Origin of the sequence: Amycolatopsis sp. A1MSW2902 (assembly GCF_017312175.1) — a bacterium.
Lineage (GTDB): Bacteria > Actinomycetota > Actinomycetes > Mycobacteriales > Pseudonocardiaceae > Amycolatopsis > Amycolatopsis nivea.
The window spans coordinates 1500690-1524259 of record NZ_QJPO01000001.1 but is presented as its reverse complement, the minus strand read 5'-3'; the positions used below and the strand labels follow the sequence as shown (position 1 = coordinate 1524259).

The 23570-nt window shown below is 70.6% G+C and carries 23 protein-coding genes and 1 riboswitch; of the genes, 9 read left to right on the top strand and 14 right to left on the bottom strand.

Annotated features, from left to right (window positions below; genetic code table 11):
* Nucleotides 1–10 precede the first annotated feature (10 nt).
* A riboswitch (cobalamin riboswitch) is annotated at nucleotides 11–86 on the bottom strand.
* 67 nt (nucleotides 87–153) lie between these two features.
* Genes DMP23_RS07100 through DMP23_RS07090 form a run of 3 tightly spaced genes read right to left on the bottom strand, consistent with a single transcriptional unit; the run spans nucleotide 154 to nucleotide 2156 of the window.
* The gene (locus tag DMP23_RS07100) at nucleotides 154–393 is read right to left on the bottom strand and encodes a helix-turn-helix transcriptional regulator (protein WP_037354504.1); all 240 of its coding nucleotides are present in this window, start codon (nucleotides 391–393) and stop codon (nucleotides 154–156) included.
* 6 nt (nucleotides 394–399) lie between these two features.
* Nucleotides 400–1254: an ABC transporter permease gene (locus DMP23_RS07095; RefSeq protein ID WP_037817621.1), complete on the bottom strand. Its 855-nt coding sequence runs from the start codon at nucleotides 1252–1254 to the stop codon at nucleotides 400–402.
* Nucleotides 1251–2156: an ABC transporter ATP-binding protein gene (locus tag DMP23_RS07090; protein WP_337820518.1), complete on the bottom strand. Its 906-nt coding sequence runs from the start codon at nucleotides 2154–2156 to the stop codon at nucleotides 1251–1253. Before DMP23_RS07090 ends, DMP23_RS07095 begins: the two co-directional genes overlap by 4 nt.
* Before the next feature lie 96 nt (nucleotides 2157–2252).
* On the opposite strand from DMP23_RS07090, the gene DMP23_RS07085 reads away from it, so the two are divergent.
* The 3 genes from DMP23_RS07085 to DMP23_RS07075 are packed head-to-tail and all read left to right on the top strand — an operon-like array spanning nucleotide 2253 to nucleotide 5511.
* On the top strand, nucleotides 2253–3377 hold the full coding sequence (locus DMP23_RS07085; protein ID WP_337820517.1) for a precorrin-3B synthase: 1125 nt from the start codon (nucleotides 2253–2255) through the stop codon (nucleotides 3375–3377).
* Nucleotides 3374–3997 (top strand): precorrin-8X methylmutase, encoded by a 624-nt coding sequence (locus tag DMP23_RS07080; RefSeq protein WP_037354494.1) that lies wholly within the window; start codon nucleotides 3374–3376, stop codon nucleotides 3995–3997. Before DMP23_RS07085 ends, DMP23_RS07080 begins: the two co-directional genes overlap by 4 nt.
* Complete coding sequence (locus DMP23_RS07075) at nucleotides 3994–5511, top strand: precorrin-2 C(20)-methyltransferase (RefSeq protein WP_337820516.1); 1518 nt, start codon at nucleotides 3994–3996, stop codon at nucleotides 5509–5511. Before DMP23_RS07080 ends, DMP23_RS07075 begins: the two co-directional genes overlap by 4 nt.
* On the opposite strand, the gene DMP23_RS07070 is transcribed toward DMP23_RS07075, so the two are convergent.
* Nucleotides 5502–5831 (bottom strand): MarR family winged helix-turn-helix transcriptional regulator, encoded by a 330-nt coding sequence (locus tag DMP23_RS07070; protein ID WP_337824370.1) that lies wholly within the window; start codon nucleotides 5829–5831, stop codon nucleotides 5502–5504. The two genes, DMP23_RS07075 and DMP23_RS07070, sit on opposite strands and share 10 nt — an antisense overlap.
* 78 nt (nucleotides 5832–5909) lie before the next feature.
* Here DMP23_RS07070 and DMP23_RS07065 point away from each other — a divergent pair, with 78 nt between their 5' ends.
* On the top strand, nucleotides 5910–6404 hold the full coding sequence (locus tag DMP23_RS07065) for a hypothetical protein (protein ID WP_337824511.1): 495 nt from the start codon (nucleotides 5910–5912) through the stop codon (nucleotides 6402–6404).
* On the opposite strand, the gene DMP23_RS07060 is transcribed toward DMP23_RS07065, so the two are convergent.
* Nucleotides 6304–7092 (bottom strand): AraC family transcriptional regulator, encoded by a 789-nt coding sequence (locus DMP23_RS07060; RefSeq protein WP_337820515.1) that lies wholly within the window; start codon nucleotides 7090–7092, stop codon nucleotides 6304–6306. The genes DMP23_RS07065 and DMP23_RS07060 overlap by 101 nt on opposite strands.
* Nucleotides 7093–7146: 54 nt before the next feature.
* Between DMP23_RS07060 and DMP23_RS07055 the strand changes: the two genes are divergently transcribed.
* Nucleotides 7147–8301 (top strand): MFS transporter, encoded by a 1155-nt coding sequence (locus DMP23_RS07055; protein WP_337820514.1) that lies wholly within the window; start codon nucleotides 7147–7149, stop codon nucleotides 8299–8301.
* Between the two features lie 37 nt (nucleotides 8302–8338).
* Here the strand turns inward: DMP23_RS07055 and DMP23_RS07050 are convergent, their stop codons facing one another.
* The 7 genes from DMP23_RS07050 to cbiE form a co-directional block, all read right to left on the bottom strand.
* The gene (locus tag DMP23_RS07050; RefSeq protein ID WP_337820513.1) at nucleotides 8339–8650 is read right to left on the bottom strand and encodes a GNAT family N-acetyltransferase; all 312 of its coding nucleotides are present in this window, start codon (nucleotides 8648–8650) and stop codon (nucleotides 8339–8341) included.
* Between the two features lie 128 nt (nucleotides 8651–8778).
* Complete coding sequence (locus DMP23_RS07045; protein WP_337820512.1) at nucleotides 8779–11874, bottom strand: arabinosyltransferase domain-containing protein; 3096 nt, start codon at nucleotides 11872–11874, stop codon at nucleotides 8779–8781.
* An 18-nt stretch (nucleotides 11875–11892) separates the two neighbouring features.
* The gene (gene bluB / locus DMP23_RS07040) at nucleotides 11893–12552 is read right to left on the bottom strand and encodes a 5,6-dimethylbenzimidazole synthase (protein ID WP_337820511.1); all 660 of its coding nucleotides are present in this window, start codon (nucleotides 12550–12552) and stop codon (nucleotides 11893–11895) included.
* 11 nt (nucleotides 12553–12563) lie between these two features.
* The gene (locus DMP23_RS07035; RefSeq protein ID WP_337820510.1) at nucleotides 12564–13301 is read right to left on the bottom strand and encodes a cobalt-precorrin-6A reductase; all 738 of its coding nucleotides are present in this window, start codon (nucleotides 13299–13301) and stop codon (nucleotides 12564–12566) included.
* Nucleotides 13298–14308, bottom strand: coding sequence for a Gfo/Idh/MocA family oxidoreductase (locus tag DMP23_RS07030; protein WP_043839026.1), 1011 nt, complete (start codon nucleotides 14306–14308; stop codon nucleotides 13298–13300). The genes DMP23_RS07035 and DMP23_RS07030 overlap by 4 nt, the downstream gene beginning before the upstream one ends.
* Nucleotides 14305–15066, bottom strand: a complete 762-nt coding sequence (gene cobM / locus DMP23_RS07025; RefSeq protein WP_337820509.1) for a precorrin-4 C(11)-methyltransferase — start codon at nucleotides 15064–15066, stop codon at nucleotides 14305–14307. Before cobM ends, DMP23_RS07030 begins: the two co-directional genes overlap by 4 nt.
* Nucleotides 15063–16211 (bottom strand): precorrin-6y C5,15-methyltransferase (decarboxylating) subunit CbiE, encoded by a 1149-nt coding sequence (cbiE, locus tag DMP23_RS07020; RefSeq protein WP_337820508.1) that lies wholly within the window; start codon nucleotides 16209–16211, stop codon nucleotides 15063–15065. Before cbiE ends, cobM begins: the two co-directional genes overlap by 4 nt.
* 70 nt (nucleotides 16212–16281) lie before the next feature.
* Between cbiE and DMP23_RS07015 the strand changes: the two genes are divergently transcribed.
* Genes DMP23_RS07015 through cobC form a run of 4 tightly spaced genes read left to right on the top strand, consistent with a single transcriptional unit; the run spans nucleotide 16282 to nucleotide 21248 of the window.
* On the top strand, nucleotides 16282–18270 hold the full coding sequence (locus DMP23_RS07015) for a putative cobaltochelatase (protein WP_337820507.1): 1989 nt from the start codon (nucleotides 16282–16284) through the stop codon (nucleotides 18268–18270).
* On the top strand, nucleotides 18270–18884 hold the full coding sequence (gene cobO / locus DMP23_RS07010) for a cob(I)yrinic acid a,c-diamide adenosyltransferase (protein ID WP_134730433.1): 615 nt from the start codon (nucleotides 18270–18272) through the stop codon (nucleotides 18882–18884). The genes DMP23_RS07015 and cobO overlap by 1 nt, the downstream gene beginning before the upstream one ends.
* The gene (locus tag DMP23_RS07005) at nucleotides 18878–20230 is read left to right on the top strand and encodes a cobyrinate a,c-diamide synthase (RefSeq protein ID WP_337820506.1); all 1353 of its coding nucleotides are present in this window, start codon (nucleotides 18878–18880) and stop codon (nucleotides 20228–20230) included. Before cobO ends, DMP23_RS07005 begins: the two co-directional genes overlap by 7 nt.
* Complete coding sequence (gene cobC / locus DMP23_RS07000; protein WP_337820505.1) at nucleotides 20223–21248, top strand: Rv2231c family pyridoxal phosphate-dependent protein CobC; 1026 nt, start codon at nucleotides 20223–20225, stop codon at nucleotides 21246–21248. Before DMP23_RS07005 ends, cobC begins: the two co-directional genes overlap by 8 nt.
* Here the strand turns inward: cobC and DMP23_RS06995 are convergent.
* On the bottom strand, nucleotides 21226–22371 hold the full coding sequence (locus tag DMP23_RS06995; protein ID WP_337820504.1) for a hypothetical protein: 1146 nt from the start codon (nucleotides 22369–22371) through the stop codon (nucleotides 21226–21228). The two genes, cobC and DMP23_RS06995, sit on opposite strands and share 23 nt — an antisense overlap.
* Before the next feature lie 239 nt (nucleotides 22372–22610).
* Nucleotides 22611–23366 (bottom strand): adenosylcobinamide-GDP ribazoletransferase, encoded by a 756-nt coding sequence (locus DMP23_RS06990; protein ID WP_337820503.1) that lies wholly within the window; start codon nucleotides 23364–23366, stop codon nucleotides 22611–22613.
* Between the last annotated feature and the right edge of the window lie 204 nt (nucleotides 23367–23570).

Genomic DNA, 23570 nt, shown 5'->3' with positions numbered 1-23570 from the left:
ACGCCGGCGGGAGTTCCTGGCTGACGGCGGCCGCGGGGCCGCCGGTCACAGTGGCGGGACCGCCCCGGATTTCCACCGGGTTCCTCCGCGTGCCGACGCGTGTGCGCTCTTACTCTCGCCGGGCGCACCGGCGCCGTCAAGGTGAGCAGACCCTCACGCGGGCTTGCTTTCGTCCCCGATCCGCGGGAAGGGCGCGGTGGAGAAGAGCACCTCCACCGCGACCTCGAAGAACTCCGCGATCCGCAACGCCAGGTACAGGCTCGGGCTGTACTCGCCGCGCTCCAGGTACCCGATGGTCTGGTAGTGCACGCCGAGCGCGTCCGCGAGCTGCCGCCGCGAGATGCCGCGTTCGGCGCGCAGCACCGCGATGCGGTTGTAGACGTTCTCGCTCACCGCGCCTCACACACGCTGAAGTGCCCTTTCCCGTCGCGCCGCCACCGACGACCCCGATTCGCGCCGGGCCATCCGCTTCAGCAGGATCGGGGCCAGCACCAATCCGATCACGGCCCACGCGAGCAGCACCCCCAGGGTCGCCCACGGCCGCCACGACTGCCCGATTTCGACGACGACCGCCTGGTCGGGCAGCAGCGCCGAACGCATGCCGAGGCCGAGCCAGTACATCGGGAAGACCTGTGCGACGTCCTGCAGCCAGACCGGCAGCGCGGTGATCGGGTAGAAGATCCCGGAGATCGCGCCGAGCCCGAGCATCGGCAGCATGACCAGGGCCATCATCCGCGAGTCCTGGATCAGCGAGCCGATCGCCGCGCCGATCGGCATGGTCGCGACCAGGCCCGCGGCGAGCACCCACACCAGGTGCAGGATCGAGAAGAACCCGTCCGGGGCCAGCCCCTCGAACAGGAACAGGGACGGCACCAGCATCACGACGATGCCCGCGACCTGCACCATCGAGAACGTCGTGACCTTGCCGATCAGGTAGCCGAGCATCCCGTTCGGCGTCGCCTTGGCGCGCAGCAGCGTGCCGTCCTCGCGGTCGACGATCAGCGCCCCGGCGACGGCGGACAGGCCGTTGAACACGATGCCCGCCCCGATCACGCTCGGCACCGTCGCCGTGCCCAGCGAGAACGACGTGCCGGGCAACTGCGCGCCGCGCATGAAGATCAGCGTGCCGAAGATCATCCCCAGCCAGATGATCTGGCCCAGCAAGTCGTCCCGGTTCGTCCACTGCTGGCGGAATTCGATGAACCCGCGGCGGAGCCCCACCCTCGCCGCGGTTCGCTGCGCCGATACCGTCATCGCGCACCCGCCGAGGTCAGCCCGGACTCCGCGCGCTGCACGAGCGTCAGGTAGGTCTCCTCCAGCGACGCGCGCCGGACCTCCAGGTCGGCGACCGCTTCGCCGTGTTGCTTGAACAGCTCGTACACGTACTTCGTCGCCTCCGTGGTCGAGTGCACGAACCGCTGCCCGTCGAGCGTCCAGCGCACCTCGGCCTCGCCGGCGATCTGCCTGCTCAGCTGGTCCGGCGATCCGTCGGCGACGATGCGGCCGCCGCTCAGGATCAGGATCCGGTCGGCGAGCTTCTCGGCCTCGTCGAGGTCGTGCGTGGTGAGCAGGATCGTCGTGTCGTCGTCGGCGAGCCGGTGCACGAGCTCGTGGAAATCGCGGCGCGCCATGGGGTCAAACCCGGCGGTGGGCTCGTCCAGGAACAGCAGTTCGGGGCGGCCGACGATGCCGATCGCCACGTCCAGCCTGCGCCGCTGCCCGCCGGACAGCATCCGGATCTTCTTGCCCGCGTGCTCGGAAAGCCCGACCGCCTCGATCAGCTCGTCGGTGTCCCACGGCCGCCGGATCCGGTCGGTGGAGTACGGCGAGTAGAACGACCCGAGCAGGTCGAGCAGCTCGCGCACGCGCCATTTCCCGTGGTCGCGCCAGGACTGCAGGACGACCCCCAGCCGCGCCCTCCAGTCCTCGCCGCCGCGTGCCGGGTCGGTGCCCAGCACGGACACCTCGCCTGCGGACCGCATGCGGAACCCCTCGAGGATTTCGATCGTCGTGGTCTTGCCCGCCCCGTTCGGGCCGAGCAGGCACAGCACCTCGCCGCGGTGCGCGGTGAACGACGTGCCGTGCAGCACGTCGTTCGCGCCGTACCGCATGCGTAGGCCTTCGACGCGGAGCACGGTGTCCGCTGGGTCTCTCATTGGATGACCCCCATCCTGCCTGTGCGATGAAATGTAGCAGATGTACTACATATGATCGCAAGCCTGTTAAAACAGCCGCGGGTTACAGTGAGCGCCATGCCCAGCCCTGCCCGCGTGCGCGCCGACGCCTGCCCTGGAGTCTTCGCGACGCACGACGCGGCGGACGGGCCGCTCGCCAGGGTCCGGCTTCCCGGCGGCGTGGTGACCGCGGATCGGTTGCGCGCGTTGGCAACCTGTGCGGAAGACCTCGGCGACGGCGACGTCCATCTGACCTCGCGAGCCAACGTCCAGTTGCGCGGCGTGCACCGGCCGGGTTTGGCCGGACGGCTGACCGAAGCCGGGCTGCTGCCGTCGCCCAGTCACGAACGCGTGCAGAACGTGCTGGCCTCGCCGTTGAGCGGGGTACGCGGCGGGCTCGCGGAGGTCCGGGGTCTTTCCGCGACGCTGGATCGTGCGCTGTGCGCGCGGTCGGAACTCGCCGAGCTGCCCGGGCGGTTCCTGTTCGGTTTTGACGACGGACGCGGCGACGTCGTGGGCACTGACGTGTGTTGGCGTGCGGTGAGTTCGTCGACCGGGGTCGTGCTGCTGGCGGGGGCTGATTCCGGCTGGCTGGTGCCGCGGGACGAGGCGGCGTCCGCGCTGCTCACGGTGGCGGAAACGTTTGCGCGCACGCGCGGTTCGGCATGGCGGATCGGGGAACTGGCCGATCCTTCGGCGCTGCTGCCGGACGGTCCGCGGGAAGCGCCTCAAGCACGTCCGACGCGGATCGACCCGACGGTCGGGAGGATCCGGCGCGACGACGGCGGCGAGGCGGTGGGCGTCGCGCCGAGGTTCGGGCAGTTGACGGCCGCTCAGCTGCGCACGCTCGCGGACTTCGGCGACGCGGTGGTCACGCCGTGGCGTTCGGTGCTGCTGCCCGGCGGCGCGGACGTCGAACGCCTGCACGCGGCCGGGCTCTCGACGGATCCGGCGACGGCGGAGCTTAGCGCCTGCGTCGGCGCGCCGGGGTGTGCGAAGTCTCTCGCCGACGTCCGCGCGGACGCGGCGACACTGGTCGCGGACGGGGAGCGGGTGCACGTCTCGGGCTGTGCACGGCGGTGCGGACGACCGTCCGGCACCCACCGCGACGTTGTCGCCGAACCCGGCGGCTACCGTGTCGACGGACGCTGGACCCCGGCGTCCGAGTTGGCGGATGCGTTGGCGAGAAAGGGACCTTCGTGATCGACTACCTGCGGGACGGGGCCGAGATCTACCGGCACTCGTTCGCCACGATCCGCGAAGAGGCGGACCTGGCGATCCTGCCCGACGACGTCGCGGGCGTCGCGGTCCGGATGATCCACTCCTGCGGCATGGTCGACCTGGTCGACGACCTGCGGTACTCGCTCGACGTGGTCGAGGCGGGCCGCGCCGCGCTGGAGGCGGGCGCGCCGATCCTGTGCGACGCGAAGATGATCGCCAGCGGCATCACGCGCAAACGGCTTCCCGCGGCGAACGACGTCGTGTGCACTTTGGACGACCCCAGCGTGCCCGGGCTGGCCGAACGGCTCGGCACCACGCGGTCGGCCGCCGCGCTGGAACTGTGGCGGGACCGGCTTCCCGGTTCGGTGGTGGCGATCGGCAACGCGCCGACCGCGTTGTTCCGGTTGCTGGAACTGCTGGACGAGGGCGTCGGCGCACCGGCCGCGATCATCGGGGTCCCGGTGGGGTTCGTCGGCGCGGCGGAGTCCAAAGTGGAACTGGCGAAGCGCGCGCCCGCGCCGTACCTGGTCGTGCACGGCCGTCGCGGCGGCAGTGCGATGGCGGTCGGTGCTGTGAACGCGATTGCGAGCGCGGTCGAATGACGGGGCGGCTGTACGGCGTCGGGCTGGGACCCGGCGATCCGGAACTGATGACGGTCAAAGCGGCGCGGCTGATCGGCGAGGCGGACGTCATCGCCTACCACAGCGCGCGGCACGGGCGCAGCATCGCGCGGTCGGTGGCTGAGCCGTATCTGCGCAAGGGGCAGCTGGAAGAGCGGCTCGTCTATCCGGTCACCACCGAGACCACTGACCATCCCGGCGGTTACGAGGGCGCGATCGCCGATTTTTACGAGCTGAGCGCGAAAAAGCTGGCCGAGCATCTCGACGCGGGACGCGACGTGGTGCTGTTGTGCGAAGGCGACCCGTTCTTTTACGGCTCCTACATGTACATGCACGAGCGGCTCGCCGGACGGTTCGAAGCCGAGGTGGTGCCCGGCGTGACGTCGGTGAGCGCGGCGGCGTCCGTGCTCGGCCGTCCGTTGGTGCAGCGCGACGAAGTGCTCACGGTGCTGCCGGGAACGTTGCCAGCGCCCGAATTGGCGCGACGGCTGGCGGACACCGAAGCGGCGGCGGTGCTGAAACTGGGCCGTACCTTCGGTTCTGTGCGGGAAGCACTCGCGGAGTCGGGCAAGCTCGATGACGCTTGGTACATCGAACGGGCGACCTGGGGACAGCAGCGGGTGGAGCCGTTCGCGGACGTCGATCCGGAGTCGGTGCCGTACTTTTCCTTGGCGCTCTTGCCGAGTCCGGCCTACAAGTCGCGAGTGGAGGGTGAGCCCGCGGCTGCTTCTTCGGCTCCGGTTCCGGTGGAAGGCGGCGAGGTCGTGGTCGTCGGGCTCGGTCCGGCCGGGCCGGAGTGGCTGACGCCGGAAGCGTCGGCGGAACTGGCGGCGGCGGACCACATCGTCGGCTACGGGCCGTATGTCGCGCGGGTTCCGCAACGGGCGGGACAGCAGCGGCACGCGTCGGGGAACCGGGTCGAAGCGGACCGGGCGGTCGAGGCGCTGCAGCTGGCGTCGACCGGTGCGCGAGTGGCCGTGGTGTCGTCCGGGGACCCGGGCGTGTTCGCGATGGCTTCTGCGGTGCTGGAACAGGTTTCGGCCGGAAACGGCGCCGGCGCGCGGGTGCGGATCGTGCCCGGGGTGACGGCGGCACAGGCGGCCGCGTCGAGGGTCGGTGCGCCGCTGGGGCACGACTATTGCGTGCTGTCCCTTTCGGACCGGTTGAAGCCGTGGGAGATCATCGAACGCCGTCTCGACGCGGCTGGCGCGGCGGATTTGGTGCTGGCGCTGTACAACCCGGCTTCGCGGACCCGGGTGACGCAGCTGGCCAACGCGCGGGACGTCCTGCTGCGGCACCGGGATCCGGGGACGCCGGTGGTGGTGGCCCGGGATGTCGGCGGGCCGGAGGAGGACATTCGCGTGACCACGTTGGGCGGGCTTGATCCGTCTACTGTGGACATGCGGTGCCTGCTGATCGTGGGCTCGTCGCGCACGGTGGTGGAGGAAGGCCCGGACGGGCGGTCGATCGTGTGGACGCCGCGGAGTTATTCCTGACCTTCGCGCAGCAGCCGTTCCGCCTCCACGAGGTGGTGGGTGAGTTCTTTCCGTTGCGCGGCACTGAGTTTCGGTGCATGCGCGGCGAGGGCTGAGGCGATCGAACCGTCCGCGCGGGTGCGGAACATCTCGCGCGCGGACGGTTCGATCTCCAGCCGCGACTTGCGCCGGTCGGTTTCGTCGGGCCGCACGCGCAGGACGCCCGCGTCCGCCATCCGGCGCGTGATCCGGGAAACGAGGCTCTGCGCCAGCCCGGTCCGGCGCGTCACGTCGCTGATCGTCGCGCCGGGGTTGCGGGAGACGTCCTCGACCACCGCCAGCTCTCCCGCGTTGACCTGGTCCGTGCCGGTGTTCCCGGTGCTGGTCAGGGCGATCTCGCGCAGGGTGCGGGCGAGGAGGTGCAGGTCGACGACGTGCTGATCGCACTCGCGGTCGGGATCCTGATCGTGCGGCAGTTCCAGTGGCGGTCCGCCGAACCGCGGCGGACGCTGGTGATGCCGTTGGCGGTGATCGCGGCAGGGCTGGTTTGCCTCGGTTTCGAGCTGGACGGCGGATTCCAGTCGGCGGACTGGCTGCTGGCCGGCGAACTCGTGCTGGTCGCGGGCACCGGGACCGCGATGGGGTACGTGACGCGTTTCCGGCGGGCCGGCGGGCTGCAATACCGGCTCACCGGCCCGGGAATCGCCTTGTGGGCGGTGTTTCTCGCGATCCGCATCGGCTCGTTCGCGCTGGCCAGCGTCCTCGGTGCGCAGCTGCTCGACGCGACTGGGCTCATTCTCGTCTCGTTCGGCGTCAACCGGCTCGCGGCGAGTCTCGTGGTGCGTCACCGGATTGTCCACTGTGGAGGTAAAATCCCGGCGTATGCCCGAGGGAGCGCCGGAACACGTCGATGAACGCGCTGGTGGTGGCGAATCCGCACAACTGCGCCACCGCGGTGACTGACCGGCCCTCCACCAGCAGCCGCAGGGCGTGGTAGAGCCGTAATTGGGTGCGCCACTGCGGAAACGTCATGCCGGTGTCCGCGCGGAACAGCCGGGTCAGCGTCCGGCCGCTGGCGCCGACCGTGCGGCCCAGCGCTTCCAGGCTGCGTGAGTCGGACGGATCCTCCTCCAGCAACCGGCACACGGCGGCCAGTCGCGGATCGCGCGCGGCGGGCACTTGCACCGGGCGTTCCGGCGCGAGGGTGAGCTGGTCGAACAGCACCGCCCGCATCCGCTGGCCTGCCGGGGTCGAGCGGTCGTCGCCGAGTTCGGTGTACGCGATCAGCAGTTCGCGCAGCAGCGGGGTGACCGCGAGGACGGTCGGCTCGGTCACCGGCAACGGGCTCAGTTCCTGCGGAAAGCCGAACAGATGCAGCCGCGTGACGCCGTATGCGCGGTGGGAATGCACGGTGCCCGCCGGAATCCACAGCGCTCGGTGTGCGGGCGCGATCCAGCGCGACCGGTCCGTGTGCACGGCCAGCACGCCGCTGCTGGCGTAGACGATCTGGTGCTCGTCGTGCCAGTGCTCGGCGATGCCCGTGGTGGCCGCCAGGTCGCGGGTGTTCGTGGGAGCGGTCGGCAGGTGGCTGGAAATCGACACAACTCGGCACAATAACGGAATCGCGAAGGCAGGTCCGGGCCTGACGATGATCGAGTGACGACGACCCTTCCCGCTCCGACGCGTGCCGCGCGCTGGCCGATGCCGCTGATGGTGCTCGGCCACGCGGTCGACGACCTCTACCAAGGCGCGGTCCCCGCGCTCGTCCCGTTTCTCGTCGCCGAGCGGCATTACGGCTACCTCGCCGCGGCCGGGATCACGGTGGCCGCGACGTTGCTGTCCTCGGTGGTCCAGCCGCTGTTCGGCGTGCTGACCGACCGGCGGCCGATGCCGTGGCTCGTGCCGGTCGGGATGACGGTCGCGGGGGCTGGGATCGGACTGTCCGGGCTCGCCGATTCCTACCCGCTGACTTGGCTGGCGATCGCGCTGTCCGGTCTCGGCGTCGCCGCCTACCACCCGGAGTCGGCGCGGATCGCGCGTCGGATCGCCGGGCGCGGGCACGTCGGGATGAGCTGGTTTTCCTTGGGCGGCAACGTCGGTTTCGCGCTCGGGCCGATCGTGGTCACCCCGGTGCTGCAGGCGGGCGGGCTGGGCGCGACGCCGTATCTGGTCCTGCCCGCGCTCGTCGCCGGGGTGGCGATCGCCGCGTTGTTCCGGCGGATGAGCGACGTCCATTCCGCGGCGGGGCACAAGGCGCACACCGGGCGCGACGATTGGCAGCAGTTCGGCTGGCTGACCGTGGTGGTCGTCGGACGTTCCATCGCTGCCTTCTCGCTCAACACCTTCCTCGCCATCTGGGTCGCGCAGCGAACCGGCAGCGTGCTCGCCGGGGAAGTGGCGTTGGTGGTGTTGTTCGGCGTCGGCGCGCTGGGCACGCTGCTCGGCGGGGTGCTGGCCGGACGGTGGGGGCGGATCCGGACGGTTTACCTCGCGTATGTCGTGTCAGTGCCCGCGGTCGCCGGGATCGCGCTCGTGCCGGGGTACGGCGTGTTCCCGCTGATCGCGTTGGCGGCGCTGGCGTTGTACGTGCCGTTCTCGCTGCATGTCACGCTCGGCCAGGACTATCTGCCGAACCGGCTCGGGACCGCCAGCGGGGTGACGCTCGGGCTGGCGGTGAGCGTCGGCGGGGTGGCCGCTCCTGCTGTGGGGGCTCTCGCCAACGCGGTCGGGTTGCAGTGGGCGTTGCTGGCGTTGGCGCTGCTGCCTGCGGTGTCGGTGTTCGCGGCGCGGCGGCTGCGGGAGCCGCAGTGAGCGGTCAACCGTGGCGGTGACGCGCAGCCTCGCCGTGTCAGAGATGGCGGTGGAAGCGTCGGCAGCGGTAGACGCGGGTGAACGTCTCCCGCAACGGCTGCTCGCGGGCCGCGTCGGCGTGCAGGAAGGCCCCGGCGACGGTGAAGCCCGGGCTAGGGCGAACGGCGCGAGCGGTTTCCTCGCCCCGGGTCCAGGCGTCCACTTCGGTGGCGCCCAGGTCGCGCAGCCGAGGCAGGACGGTCTCCAGCAGACCGGTCGCGATGCCCTGGGACTGGTGGTCGGGATGTACCGCGATCGTCTCGACCGTCGCGAGCCGGTCCCGCACTGCCGCGTCGAGCACTCCGGTCACCAGCCCGCCGGTGACCGCCGGGCGCAGCCTCGCGTGGCCCTCGACAAGATATTTCGAGGCGTAGCCCGAACTCGAGAGCGCCGAACCGAGCGGTTGTCACGCAACCTTCCCCAAGGCAGCCAACCCGGCTAGCGGGTCGGGTCCTTGCCGTTCGGCTGCGAAGGCCCGGGTCCAGGCGACCACCAGCCCCACACGGTCTTCTCGCCGTGCCGCACCGTCGGCGCCACCCCGGTCGTGTACGGCTCGATCTGCAGCAGCTGTCCCCACGACTGGTAGGGCTGCCCGTTCAGGTAGCTCGGCACCTCGGGCTCGTCCGCGATCTCCTCGAGCCAGCCGTTCGGGCCGCCGTTGGTGCTGGACGCCCATTTCGCCTCGTCGGCGAGCTGGCCGGCGGTGATGCGGTAGTCCGGCATCGCGGAGATGCCGTCGTGCGAGGTGACCGGGTTCGCGCACGGGTACACGAACGACGCGGGCCAGTCGATGTACACCGATTTGCCCGCGAGCTTGTCGGTGAGCGTGGTGAAGGTCGGCACGCGCGGCGCGGACGCGGCGATCCAGCCGTCCTCGGTGAGGTCGTTGTCCACCATGACGATCCGCACCGACGTGGTCTCCGGCGGCAGGTCGCGCAGGTTGATCCGGGTGTCGTTCCAGCCGCCGGTGCCCGCGCCGGGCGGGAGCGCGAACTGGCCGCGCAGCACGCGCACGCCCTCGGGAGTATTGACGCCGTACTCCAGGCTCACCGACGTGGGGCGGCGCGGCTGGCTCGCGGTGGCGACCACGATCTGGCCGTTCTCGGTGCGGTCGGTGAGCGCGTACCAGTCGCTGCGCAGCCGTCCGGCGCGGGTCTGGGTGTCGAGGTAGCTGCTCCACATCGGCACCTGGTCCTGCTTGAACCCGTGCGGCGGCTCGGCCAGCGGGTCCTTGTCGTCGACCGGGCTGGTGTGGAAGCCAGTCTGGATCCGGCCGTTGTCCTGGTCCGGGCTCGGCAGCGGGTTCGGCGGGTTCTGCGTCACCGGTTTCTCCGGCACCGTCCGCTGTTCGGGCTGCGGGTGCAGGATGCTCTTCGCCGCGTCGCGCTCGACCATCACGTGGTCGGACAGGTTGCAGCTCCTGCCGAACAGGTGCCCGATGTTGGCCGCGCCGAGGCTGTAGCTGTCGCGCTGGAAGTAGATCGCCGCGCCCATCGTGTAGATCTCGCCCGCCGCGACCAGGCCGCACACCACGACCAGCGACAGCGAACCGAGCCGCAGCGACCGGCTCCGGCCTTCCTGCTGGGTCAGCGCCGGGCCCGGCCGGTGCGCGCGGATGTTCTCCACGAACGCGTAGATCCCGGCGATCGCGGCGGCCGCGAGCAGGATCGTCGACAGCGGGATGCCGCCGATCGACGGCGCGACGTTCGTCCACGGCACGCCGATCCGCGAGACGAACCAGTACGTGTTCGGCCCGGTCGCGGCGAGCGCGCCGACCACCAGCAGCACGGCGAGGAACGCGGCCCGGTTGCGGTTGGAGCGCAGCACGGTGGAACTGGTCGCGAGCGCGGTGAGCGCCGCCATCGACGCGCCGACCGCGGCGAACGCGCCGAAGTGGTGCGTCCATTTCGTCGGGGTCAGCGCGAGCAGCAGGAAGAACAGCGCGGTGGTGCCGATCAGCCGGCGGCTCGGCCCGAGCGCCGCGCCGGGGATGCGGCCGCGGCGCAGCAGCACCACCAGGCAGGTGACCGTGCAGAGCAGCACGAGCAGCACCGGGAACCGGCGCGGCGCGGAGCCGTCCGGCAGGTTCTCGAACAGCAACTGATACCGCGCGAGTTCCTGGAACCACGACAGGTTCGGGCCGACCGCGGTGCGGATGCGGGTGGCCTCCTGGACCGTCGCGAACGTCTGGTCGGCGAACATCACCACGAGCACCAGGAAGCCGGACGCGAGGATCGGCGCGAGCATCGGCAGCCAGCCGCTCGCCGACCGCTGCCGGACCAGCTTGAACAGCGGTTTCCCGGCGACCAGGAACGGGGCCACGGCGATCAGCCCGGTCGGCGTCGCGGCGAGGGTGAACGCGGCCGCGGTCAGCCCGAGGCACAGCGGCAGCAGACGGCGGGTGACCAGCGCGCGTTCGACCGCGCAGATCGCCAGCAGCGACCCGAGCGCGGCGACCGGTTCCGGCCGGACGCCGTTGTTGTAGGGCATCCACCAGACCAGGAACACCGCGGCGGCGGCCCAGCCCGCGGCGCGGCTGCGGCGGACCTGGGTGCCCAGCCGCGGCATCACCTCGCGGCTGATCAGCAGCCAGCTGATCACGCCCAGCAGGTACGAGGGCAGCCGGATCCACGGCGGCACCGTGCTGACGTGCGTCATCAGCTCGTACAGGTGGTAGAACCAGCCGAACGGGGCCTCCGCGACGCCGAACCAGCGGTGGTAGTTCGTGAGGTACCCGGTGGCCTCGGTGACCCGGGCCATGGTGAGGATGTAGCCGTCGTCCGAGGTCACCGGCCCGATGAAGACCCACGCGCCGAGCACGCCGAACACCGTCGCGTCGCGGCCGGTCAGCCGCCACCAGCCGACCGGGGCCCAGCGCGGCGCGCGGCGGGCGAACCCGGAGTCCATCCGCCACACCGCGATCAGGCAGCCGAGGAACGACAGCGCGGCGAGTATGCCGACGACGATCTTCAGCGTGGTCGGCGAGGTCTGGTAGCGGGTGTCCGGGACGACCGACACGTGCAGCCCGGCGATCGGGTCGCGCGCGGAGGTGATCGAGGAGTAGATGCCGAGCACGCGCGGCCGGACGTCGCCGGTGGTGTGGAAGATCGGGGTCTTGCCGACCGAGAGGGTCATCTGGGTCGCGTCCGAGTCGAGCGTGACCTTGCAGCCGTCCTGCGGCAGCGGCTGCTGCGCGATCTGCTGGCCCTGGCTGGACGCGAGCAGCACTCCGTTGTCGACGCGCAGCTGCATGCCGACGCCGTTGGCCGCGTGCTTGCCGGTGCGCCCGTCCGGAACGGTCGAGAACAGCAGCGCGGGGCCGTTCGTGCGCGCGTCGAGCGAGCGGATCGTCTCGCAGGGCAGTTCGGCCTTCAGGTCCTGTGCCCAGTACCCGGTCAAGGGCGCGTTGACGGAACGCGTGTCGGAGGCGACGGGCCAGACGACTTCCGCGGTGTCCTGCACGACCGGCAGGAAGGGATAGGCCAGGGCGCACAGCGCCGAAAGCAACCCCAGCACTACGGCAATCGGACGCATTAGAGGGAATCTATTGGGTCATGATTGACGTCGTTGCGCGGACCCCTCGTCGCGCGGGGTGAACCGCTCGTGGTGTAACGCGCTGGCCAGGGGTGCGCGGCTGCGCCAGCCGTGCCGCTCCAGGTCGGGAACCTCGGCCAGATTCGTTACCGGTCCTATACAAAGCCAGGCCACCGGGCGGATCCCGGCGGGAATGCCGAGCAGGTCCGCGAGCGCGGGTTCGCGGTAAAAACTCACCCACCCGACGCCGAGTCCTTCCGCGGTCGCGGCGAGCCACAGATTCTGGATCGCCAGGCAGACCGAGTACAGCCCGGCGTCGGCGATCGCGTGCCGTCCGAGCACCGCCGGGGCGCCGCGCTGCTCGTCGTAGGTGACGACGATGCCGAGGCTCGATTCGCGGATGCCCTCGACCTTGATCCTGGCGAACGTCTCCGCGCGTTCGCCGTCGAGGGACGCGGCGAACACGTCGCGTTCCTCGTGCACGTGGCGGGCGAATTCCTCGCGCGTGGCGGGGTCGCGGACGAGCACGAAGTCCCACGGCTGGCTCATCCCGACGCTCGGCGCGGCGTGCGCGGCCTCGAGCACCCGGGTGAGGACGGCATCGTCGATCGGTTCGCCGGTGAACTCGGCGCGGACGTCGCGGCGGCGGTGCAGGACTTCGTAAAACATGGCGTTCATTGATCCAGCGTTCATTGGCTGAGCACCCATTCGACGGCGGCGGCTGCGTCCGTGGTTTCCGTGGCTTCCGGAGCGGACGGTCGGGGCGGCCGGCGCACGACGACCACCGGCAGGCCGAGTTCCCGCGCGGCGGTCAGCTTCGCGGCCGTCATCGCGCCGCCGCTGTCCTTGGTGACCAGCACGTCGATGTCGTGTTCGGTCATCAGCGCGCGTTCGCCCTCGATGCGGTACGGGCCGCGGTCGAGCACCACCTCGTGCCGGCGCGGCAGCGGCTGGCCGGGCGGGTCGACGCAGCGGATCAGGAACCACAGCGGGTCGAGGTCAGCGAAGGCTGCCAGGCCCTGGCGGCCGCTGGTGAGGAACACGCGGGTGCCGAGGCCGGGCAGGAGCGCGGCGGCTTCTTCGAGGTCGGCGGCCCAGTGCCAGCGATCGTCTTCGCTCGGCTGCCAGCCGGGGCGGGCGAGCCGCAGGAGCGGAATGCCGGCGGCTTGCGTGGCGTGGAAAGCGTTGGCACCGATGCGTTCCGCGAACGGATGCGTGGCGTCGACCACTGCCCAGACACCGTTTTCGCGCAGCCAGACCGTAAGGCCGTCGACGCCGCCGAACCCGCCGATCCGCACCTCTCCGACCGGAAGCCGTGGCCGCGTGACGCGTCCGGCCAGCGAGGAGACCACCGGGACGCCGCGTTCGTGCAGCTGTGCGGCAAGGTCGCGGGCTTCCGCGGTGCCGCCCAGGATCAGGACGGTCATCGTCCGTACCCGACGGCCGCGCGCCACCGGTCGAGCGTGCGCATGTTGGCGACTGTTTCGGCCCAGGTCAGTTCCGGGCCTTGCCGGTCCGCGACATGCGCGGCGACGTAGTCCGCTTCCCGCGCGTAAATCCCTTGGGTGGCTTCGATTTCGATGACCTCCGGCTCGCCGTCCGACGGAGTCAGCACGATCGTCGAAACGCCCGGCGCGCGCAGTTCGTGGATCCACGCGGGCTTCGGCACGTACAGCTGGCCGGCGGTGCCGTAGATCCGGATGTGGTCGTCCTGGGTGAGCAGGTAACCGCAGGACATCTGCGCGATGATGTCGCCGGGCAGCCGCAGCAGGCCCATCGCGAACTCGTCGACGCCGCTTTCGGTGAGCCGCGCCATGCCGGTGACGAGGGTCGGCTCGACCGCCGGGATTCCGGTCGCGGCCTGCGAAACCAGCCGGGCCAGCGAGGTGCAGTAGCAGCCGACGTCGAGGATTCCGCCGCCGCCGAGCGCGGGGTCGCCGAGGCGGGCCGCGTCGTTCGCGTCGGAGTCGAAGCTGAACGTGACGTCCACGGCGCGGACCTCGCCGATCGCCCCGGATTCGATCAGCTCGACCAGCCGTCGCGTCTGCGGGTGCATGCGGTACATGAACGCTTCCATGAGGAAAACGTCGTTGCGCCGCGCGGCATCGATGACTTTCTCCGCGTCGGGCGCGGTGAGCGTGAGCGGTTTCTCGCACAGCACGTGCTTGCCCGCTTCGGCGGCCCGGATCGCCCATTCCTCGTGCTGCGCGTGCGGCGTGGCGACGTAGACCGCGTCGACGTCCGGGTCGGCGAGGAGTTCCTCGTAGCTGCCGTACGCCTTCGGGATTTCGTACCTGGTCGCGAAATCCTGCGCCCGCTCGGCCGTGCGCGAGGCGACCGCGGCGAGTACGCCGTGGCGGCTTTGCTCGACGCCCGCGGCGAATTCGGCGGCGATGGTCCCGGTGGCCAGCAGGCCCCAGCGCAGTTCGGTCACAACGACTCCGGTTGGCTCGCCCGGTCCCGGGTGCTCGAATACAGGAAACTGTCCGGGAATCCGCCCGCGGCGAGGACCCGGCCGACGAAAATCGTGGCCGCGCGGGTCATTCCGGCGGCCCGCGCTTGTCCGGCGATGTCCTTGAGCGTGCCGCGGACCACCGTTTCGCCGGGCTGGCTGGCCAGGGCGACGACGGCGGCCGGACAGTCCTCGCCGTAGTGCCCGGAGAGTTCTTCGGTGACGCGCTCGATGTGGTTGATCGCCAGGTGCAGCGCGAGAGTCGTGCCGGTGCGGGCGAAATTCTCCAGCGTTTCCGCGTCCGGCATCGCGGTGGACCTCGCCTGTGCGCGTGTGATCACGAGGCTCTGCCCGATTCCCGGGACGGTCAGTTCGCGCCCGAGCACGGCGGCGGACGCGGCGAACGCCGGAACGCCGGGCACCATCTCGTACGGCACGCCTTCCGGTTCCAGCCGCCGGACCTGTTCCGCGACCGCGCTGTACAGCGACGGATCGCCCGAACACAACCGCGCGACGTCGTGTCCGGCTTGCTGCGCTTCGATCAGTTTCGCGGTGATCTGGTCGAGGCTGAGGTTCGCGGTGTCGACGCGCTCGGCGTCCGGCGCGCAGTAGGCGAGCAGGTCGGTCGGCGTCATGCTGCCCGGGTACAGGCACACCTGGCAGCGCGCGAGCAGGTCGCGGCCGCGCACGGTGATCAGGTCGGCCGCGCCCGGTCCGGCGCCGATGAAGTAAACGGTCATTTCCAGCTCCACTGCGTGACTGCTCGGGACGGCGTCCATCCGGTGAACCCGCCGAGCGGTTTCGCGTGCTCCACGGAGATCCGTTGCAGTTCCCCGCCGTGCCGGGCGTACGCGGCGGCCAGGATCTGCTCGGCTTCGAGGGTGACACCGTGCGCGACGATCCGGGCGTCGGTTTCGACACACTGGTCGAGGACGCCGGGCACGGTCAGGCCGCCGCCGACGAAGATCGCGTCCGGGCGGGGAAGTCCGGCGAGTGCCTCGGGCGCCGGACCGGTGACCACCTGTAATTCCGGCACGCCAAGGGTATTGGCGTTGCGCTGGACGCGTTCGGCGCGCGCGGGGTCGCGTTCGATCGCGATGGCGCGGTTCAGCGGGTGCGCGCGGGACCATTCGATCCCGATGCTGCCCGCGCCCGCGCCGACGTCCCACAGAAGTTCGCCCGGAGCTGGGGCGAGGCGGGCGAGGGCGGACGCGCGGAGGTCGCGTTTGGTGAGCTGGCCGTCGTGCTCGAAGGCGTCGTCGGGGAGGCCGACGAGCGGGAGTCCGGGACCCTTGCAGAGCACGGCGAACACGGTGAGCGGGCCGGGGTCGCAGGTCCAGCCGTCGGAGCCGCGCTCGTCGTCCGCGCCGAGGTTTTCCCAGGCGGTCAGGGCGGAATCGCCGTACCCGCGGGCTTTGAGCAACTCGCGCAGTTCTGCTGCGGAGGCGCCCAGGACCAGCAGTTTCCGGTTGGGTGCCAGGGCTCGCGCGACGCGGTGGACAGCGCGGCCGACGACTGTCACGACCTCGGTTTCCTCGAACGACCAGCCGAGCCGCGCGCGGGCCAGTGTCGCTGACGAAACCGCAGGGTGGACGTCGAGCGCGTAGCCGCGGTCACGGAGGGTGGTGGCAATGCCGGACAGATACGGATCGCCGCTGGCCAGCACGCACACCCGGCCGGTCTGCTTCGCGAGGATTTCGTCGAGCGCGGGGAGCAGCGGGCTCGGCCAGGGCTGGGTCCGGAGGTCCGCGGGCAGGGATTTCAGCTGCCGTTCCGAACCGAGCACGACATCCGCCTGCCGCACGGCGTCGCGGGCCGCGGGGGTGAGCCCGGCCCACCCGTCGGCCCCGATCCCGACCACCGTCAGGCGTGATTCTTCGCGCACGATTTCCCACCCTAAGCGACGGCTTCGCTGTGCGATGATCGGCCGGACGCCGACCCACGAGGGAGTGCTCTTGAAGCCCTATCCGTTCACCGCTGTCGTCGGGATGCCGGACCTGCGTCTGGCGCTCGTCCTGTCCTCGATCTCGCCCGCGGTCGGCGGGGTGCTGGTGCGGGGCGAGAAGGGCACCGCGAAGTCGACCATGGTGCGCGCGCTCGCGGGGCTGCTGCCGGGCGTCGACGTGGTGGAGCACTGCCGGTTCTCGTGCGACCCGGTCAGCCCGGACCCGGCGTGCCCGGACGGGCCGCACGCGGCGGGCGCTCCCGCGCACCGGCGGCCGGCGCGGCTGGTGGAACTGCCGGTCGGCGCGGCGGAGGACCGGGTCGTCGGCTCGCTGAACCTGGAGAAGGCGCTGGCCGAGGGCGTCACCGACTACCAGCCCGGCCTGCTGGCCGCCGCGCATCGCGGGCTGCTGTACGTCGACGAGGTCAACCTGCTGCACGACCATCTGGTGGACACGCTGCTCGACGCGGCGGCGATGGGCCGGGCGACGGTCGAGCGCGAGGGCGTTTCGGTTTCGCATGCGGCGCGGTTCGTGCTGATCGGGACGATGAACCCGGAGGAGGGCGAGCTGCGGCCGCAGCTACTCGACCGGTTCGGGCTGACCGTCGAGGTCGCGTCGAGCCGGGATCCGGAGCAGCGCGTCGAGGTCGTCCGGCGGCGGCTGGCCTACGAAGCGGATCCGGACGGGTTCGCGGACGGCTACGCCTCGGCGGACGCGGACCTGGCGGCGAAGATCGAGGCGGCGCAACGGCTTCTGCCGTCGGTGAAGCTACCGGACGAGGCGCTGCGGCAGATCGCCGAGGTGTGCGCGTCGTTCGAGGTCGACGGCATGCGCGCGGACATCGTGACGGCGCGGACGGCGGTCGCGCACGCGGCGTGGGCCGGGCGCGCCGAGGTCACCACCGAGGACATCCGGGTCGCGGCGCGGCTCGCGCTGCCGCACCGGCGGCGGCGGAATCCGTTTGACGCGCCGGGGATTTCCGAGGAGCAGCTGGAGCAGGCGCTGGAGGATGCGCAGCCGCCGCCCGAGGGACCGGACGACGACGGTCCCGGCGAGGGCGGCCCCGGTCCGGATGACGGCGGGCCGCCGCCGGACGGTGGCCCGTCCGGTTCGGACGGTCCTCCGCCCGCGGACAGCGGCGAAACCCCGGCCCCGTCGGGCAATGGGTCTTCGCCGCAGAAGACGGTCAGTGCCGGGGATACCTTTCGGGCGCGGGTCTTCCGGGTGAAGGGCACTGGCGAGGGCGAGCGGGGCCGTCGGTCGCGCGCGATCACCGACACCGGCCGGACGATCGGCGTGCAGCCGCCCAGCGTGCGGGAGGGGCGGCCGCACCTGGTCGCGACGATCCGTGCTGCCGCACCGCATCAGCAGGCGCGGGGCCGGTCCGGGGCGGGTCTCGAAGTGCGGTCCGCGGATCTGCGGTTCGCGCTGCGCGAAGGCCGCGAAGGCAATCTGGTGCTGTTCTGTGTGGACGCGTCGGGCTCGATGGGCGCGCGGGCGCGGATGCGGGAAGTGAAGACCGCGGTGCTGTCGCTGCTGTTGGACGCCTACCAACGGCGAGACAAGGTCGGTCTCGTCACGTTCCGTGGCGCGGACGCCGAGCTGGCGCTCCCGCCGACGATCAGTGTCGAAGCCGCAGCGGCCCGGCTGGAAGGCTTGCCGACCGGCGGCCGCACGCCGCTGGCTGAGGGATTGCTGGAAGCCGCGCGGGTGCTGCGCGTCGAGGCGATCCGGGATCCGCGCCGTCGGCCGCTGCTGGTGCTCGTCACCGACGGCCGCGCCACGAGCGGTTCCGACGCGGTCGCGCGAGCCAAGGCCGCCGCGGGTTTGCTGACTGACGTGACGACGATCGTGATGGACTGCGAGACCGGCCGGATGCGTCTCGGCCTGGCCGCGGAACTGGCCGGGCACTTGGGTGCCGAGCACGTGCCACTGTCCGAGGTGGCCGCTGAATCGCTGGCCTCGGCCGTGCGCGAACGGACGGGGAGGGCTGCCTGATGCCGCAGGGAAAACCGGCTGTCGTGCCGAAGGACGGGCTCACCACGCGGCAGCGCCGCAACCGCCCGCTGCTCGCCGTGCACACCGGCGAGATGAAAGGGAAATCCACCGCGGCGTTCGGCATGGCTTTGCGCGCGTGGAACCAGGGCTGGTCGATCGGCGTGTTCCAGTTCGTGAAGTCGGCGAAGTGGCGCGTCGGCGAGGAAGCCGCGTTCAAGGCGCTCGGGAAGCTGCACGACGACACCGGACAGGGCGGTCCGGTCGAGTGGCACAAAATGGGCGAGGGCTGGAGCTGGTCGCGCAAGCAAGGGTCCGAAGAGGACCATGCCGCCAACGCCCAGGAGGGCTGGGCGGAAATCAAGCGCCGGCTCGCCGCCGAAACGCACGATTTCTATGTGCTGGACGAATTCAGCTACCTGCTCAAATGGGGCTGGCTCGAGGTCGACGACGTCGTGTCCACTTTGGCCGCGCGGCCCGGGCACCAGCACGTCGTGATCACCGGCCGTTACGCGCCGCCGGAATTGATCGAGGCCGCGGACCTGGTCGCGGAAATGACGAAGGTGAAGCACCCGATGGACGCCGGGCAGAAGGGCCAGCGGGGGATCGAGTGGTAGCACGGGTCGTCATTGCCGCACCCGGTTCTGGGCACGGCAAAACCACCATCGCGGCCGGTCTGATGGCCGCGTTGCGCACCGCCGGGCACGTCGTGTCCGGGCACAAGGTCGGTCCGGATTTCATCGACCCCAGCTACCATTCGCTCGCCACCGGTCGCCCCGCACGGAACCTGGACCCGTTCCTGCAAGGCGAGGACACGCTGGTTCCGTTGCTGCGCCACGGTTCCGCGGGCGCGGACATCGCGGTCATCGAAGGCGTGATGGGCCTTTTCGACGGCGCTTTGGGCACCGAAGGCTACGCGTCGACCGCCCACGTCGCGCGGCTGCTCGACGCGCCGGTCGTGCTGGTGGTCGACGCTTCGGCGGCTTCGCGCAGCGTCGCGGCGACCGTGCTGGGGTTCGCGCAGTACGACACCCGGGTCCGGCTGGCCGGGGTGATCCTGAACAAACTGGGCTCGCAACGGCACGAGGACGAGATTGTCACCGCGCTGGAAGCGACCGGCGTCCCGTTGCTGGGCGCCTTGCGGCGTAACGAAAATGTACACGCGCCGAGTCGGCATCTCGGGCTGGTTCCGGCCGCCGAACGAGCCGCGGAGTCGCAGCGGCTGCTGCCGGAACTGGCGGAATGGGTTGCCGCTGGGGTCGATCTCGAAGGCATCGTGCGGGTGGCCCGAAGCGCTCCCGCACTGAATGGTCCTTTGTGGAATGCCGGTCCCGAGTGGGACGGTCCGCGTGCGACCCTCGCCGCTGCGGGCGGTCCGGCGTTCACCTTCCGCTACGCTGAGAACATCGAATTGCTGGCCGCTCGCGGAATCGACGTCGTGGACATCGACCCCTTGCGAGACAAGGCCCTGCCCGCCGGGTGCGCCGGGTTGTACTTCGGCGGCGGATTCCCGGAGGTGCATGCTGCCGAGCTGTCGTCCAATGTGGAACTCCGGACGGTGGTCGGGGCGGCTATCGACGCCGGAATGCCGGTGAGCGCGGAATGCGCGGGCTTGCTGTACCTGTGTCGTTCGCTGGACGGATTGCCGATGGTCGGCGCGGTCGCCGCGGACGCGACCATGACGTCGCGGGGGAAACTCGGTTACCGCCGGGCGGTCTCGGTCGTGGACAACGTGCTCGCAGCGGCCGGGCAACGGGTCACCGGACACGAATTCCACCGCACCGAAATCACTCCCGCGCACGGAGAAACCGCCGCGTGGGGCTGGGATCGCAGCCTGGACGGGTTTGCTTCCGATTCGCTGCACGCTTCTTACCTGCACGTTCACTGGGCCGGGCATCCCGAACTGGCGGACCGTTTCGCCTCGCAGGTGCGCGCCCATTCCCTGGCAGCAGTCCATGGCTGAGTACGACCTCCACCACCACGGCGATCGCGAAGTCGGCGAGGGACTTGTCGACCTGGCCGTGAACGTCCGGCTCCCGGCTCCGCCTTCGTGGCTGCGTGCGGAACTCGCCGCCGCCCTGGATGACCTGGCCGCCTACCCGGACCCGACCCGCGCCGCGGAAGCCGTCGCTGCCCGCCATGGCCGGGATTTCGCCGACGTCCTGGTGACTGCCGGTGCCGCGGAAGCGTTCACGCTGCTGGCTGCGCTTCCCGCTGAGCACGCAGTGGTAGTCCACCCGCAATTCACCGAACCGGAAGCCGCTCTGCGCGCCGCCGGACACACCGTCGACCGGGTTATCCTGTCCGAAGCAGACGGTTACCGCCTGGAGCACGCCGCGGTCCCTGATTCGGCCGACCTGGTCTTCGTCGGCAACCCGACCAACCCGACCTCGGTCCTGCACCCCGCCGATTCGCTGCGGGCCTTGGCACGCCCCGGGCGGGTGCTCGTGGTGGACGAAGCTTTCCTCGACGCCGTCCCCGGAGAAGTCGAAAGCCTTGCCGGAGAACGAATCCCCGGCGTGGTGGTGGTGCGAAGCCTCACCAAGACCTGGGGCTTGGCGGGCCTGCGAGCCGGATACGTCCTCGCCGAACCGTCACTGATCGCCCGTTTGCGCGCGGTACAGCCACCTTGGTCAGTGTCCACTTTGGCCGCTGTAGCGACGGTTGCCTGCTGCCGTCCCGCCGCCCTTGAAGAAGCTGAAAAACTGGCCGCCGCCGCGGAAGCCGACCGCGACTACCTGGAATCCGGCTTGGCCGCACAGGGAATTCCCGTACTCGGCACCCCGCGCGGCCCGTTCGTGCTGATCCGAGTCCCCGGCGGCGCGGACGTCCGATTGAGACTGCGCGAAGCAGGCTACGCCGTCCGTCGCGGCGACACTTTCCCCGGCCTTGGCCCCGACCACCTTCGCCTCGCGGTCCGAGACCGCGCGACGACGGACGCTTTCCTTGCTGCGCTGGCTAATGCTTCTGGAGCGCGGTGAATTCCTCAATCCAAGCGTAATTCGGCGCAATTGTGCCGTCGGAATTCTTCTGCACGGTCGCCCGTGCGAACACGCTGTTGAGCAGCCACGGCGGAGTATCCGGTCCGAAGTCCCCGCCCTTGAGCGCGGCGATGCCCTGATCGATGCCGTACGCGGCGACGGCGAGCTTTCCGGTCGCGCGGAATTTCGTCATCTGGTCGGTCAGGAAGTTCTTGTTGTTCTCGAACCACAGGCTGGTGCGGAGGAAATCGTCCCACCGCGCCTTGGGGAACGGCTGGTGCAGCGCGTTGCGGATGACCTGCCAGACCTTGGTGTCCTGCGGCACGTGGTACTTGCCCGCGTACTCGGCCGAGATCCGGTCGGCGAGATGCTTCTTCCACAGTTGCACCAGGGAGAACTCGGTGACGAGGAACTTCTTGCCGCCCAGCTTGGGCAGGGTGTAATCGAGAAACGCCTGAACCTCGTCCGGCGCACCGACGTGCGGATGAAGGTCGGTGCCCGCGATCTCCGGCGTGTCGCGGACGTACTTCAGCCAGCGTTCCGTGCCCGCGCCAGTCCACTTGGGATCCTCGAGATTGTTGAGCGCGCCCATATAGAGGACGGTCTTTCCCTTGCGCTGCTTGATCACGTGAGCGGCGACGGTCTCGTAGAATTCGTTGAGCGCGCCGTTGTTCCAGTCCGCCCGCGGGCATTCGATGAACGGCTCGTTGCCGATCACGAGGATGTCGACCTTGTCCATGACCGCGGGAAGCACTTTGTCGACCCGCGCGAGATCGGCCTGCATCTCCGGGGTCCCGGGCCGCGGAATCGGCTTGTGGGAGTCGGGAAAATACGGAAACTTGAGCGACAGAACGGTGCCGTACTGGCGATCGGCCGCTTGCAGCAAGGTCTTGATCGTCGGGTTTTCGGTGGCGCCGTGCTTGTCCAGGTCGGGCATCGCGGTGAACCCGCGCACCCACTTCGCGCCGGACCGCTGAAGCTCGTCCCAGCCCATGGTGTCCGGATCGGCGTTGAAATTCGCCCCGAGCGCTCCGTCCGGCTTGGGCACCGCGGTGTTCGGGACCGGGGCATCCGACGTCGAACTGCAGGCAGCCGTGGCGAGCACCGAAAAACCGGCGGACAATTGGAACAGCCGACGCCGGGTAAAGCGCGCGGATACGGGCGAGCTGGATGCCACGAGGTCCCCTCGGTCATGCGTCGCGGACTCTTCCTTGGTAACACGAGTGGTGCTCGCGTCGCAGCCTGAGCGTCGATCTCACCGCGCCCGGCGGCGTCCCGGACGGCGATGTGAGCGGCGCGTTTTCGTGGCGGAAATCCTTGTGTGGGTCAGCTGTCCGGTTTGGACTACGCCTGGTATGCGACCTAGGCGGTCGCCAGCAACGCCGCGGCCACCGCCACTTCGACGCACCCGCCGAGGACGTCGCCGGTCACTCCGCCGATGCGCTGGACGCACCGGGCCAGCAGCACCGCCGCGGCCGCGTACCCGAGTGCCACCGCGAGAACCCCTCGCCACCACGGCAAACCCGGCGCCAGCGCGGCGCAGCCCGCCGCGAGTGCGAACACCAGCACGGCCACCAGGACCGGGACCGATCCGGCGACCGTCGCGCCCAAGCCTTCCGGCCGGGCCGAGGGGACTCCTCGTGCGCAGCACAGCGAGAGCACACACCGTCCACAGAGGACGGATAGCGACGCGGCCGCGATGCCGTGTCCGTGGGCGATCGCGCCGGTCAGCGCGCCGGTCTGGACGAGCAGGACGAAGAGCAACGTCGCGACCCCGGTGGGCCCGGAGTCGCCGCGGCGCATGACGTCGAGGGCTTTCGCGCGGTCGTAGGAGGCACCGAGTCCGTCGGCGGTGTCGGCCAGTCCGTCGAGGTGCAGTCCGCGGCTGCCCAGGGCTACCGCCCCCAGCGCCAGCGCGGCTACGGCCAGCGCGGGGAGCCCGATCGCAGTCCCGCCCGCGACGATGAGCCCCGCCACCGCGGCGAGCGGGAGCGCGGCAAGCGGGCCGAGCGCCATCGCGACACCCGCGACCCGTCGATCGATCACGCGCGGCGCAGGCACCGTGACGGTGGTGAGGGTGCCGACGGCGAGGCGGATCCCGTCGCTGAGCCGGGTCACGAGGCGCGCCCCAATGCGGCGTTGGGTGCGTGGGATGCACCGAATGCCACATTGGGTGCGTCTAGCGCACCCAATGCCACATTGGGGCGATCCCCAGCGGAATGGATGCCGCGCCGATCCGCGGACCGAGTCCCGCGCCGGACGCCGGGCTCAACCTCAGCCAAAGCCCCGGCCCGGACTCCAGCCGGATCCGCGAGCCGAACC

Bases quoted from the DNA above. Each gene is read 5' to 3' on its own strand.
- DMP23_RS07095 (WP_037817621.1), bottom strand. From the start codon at position 1,254: ATGACGGTATCGGCGCAGCGAACCGCGGCGAGGGTGGGGCTCCGCCGC.
- DMP23_RS07090 (WP_337820518.1), bottom strand. From the start codon at position 2,156: ATGAGAGACCCAGCGGACACCGTGCTCCGCGTCGAAGGCCTACGCATG.
- DMP23_RS07085 (WP_337820517.1), top strand. From the start codon at position 2,253: ATGCCCAGCCCTGCCCGCGTGCGCGCCGACGCCTGCCCTGGAGTCTTC.
- DMP23_RS07075 (WP_337820516.1), top strand. From the start codon at position 3,994: ATGACGGGGCGGCTGTACGGCGTCGGGCTGGGACCCGGCGATCCGGAA.
- DMP23_RS07045 (WP_337820512.1), bottom strand. From the start codon at position 11,874: ATGCGTCCGATTGCCGTAGTGCTGGGGTTGCTTTCGGCGCTGTGCGCC.
- bluB (WP_337820511.1), bottom strand. From the start codon at position 12,552: ATGAACGCCATGTTTTACGAAGTCCTGCACCGCCGCCGCGACGTCCGC.
- DMP23_RS07035 (WP_337820510.1), bottom strand. From the start codon at position 13,301: ATGACCGTCCTGATCCTGGGCGGCACCGCGGAAGCCCGCGACCTTGCC.
- cobM (WP_337820509.1), bottom strand. From the start codon at position 15,066: ATGACCGTTTACTTCATCGGCGCCGGACCGGGCGCGGCCGACCTGATC.
- cobO (WP_134730433.1), top strand. From the start codon at position 18,270: ATGCCGCAGGGAAAACCGGCTGTCGTGCCGAAGGACGGGCTCACCACG.
- cobC (WP_337820505.1), top strand. From the start codon at position 20,223: ATGGCTGAGTACGACCTCCACCACCACGGCGATCGCGAAGTCGGCGAG.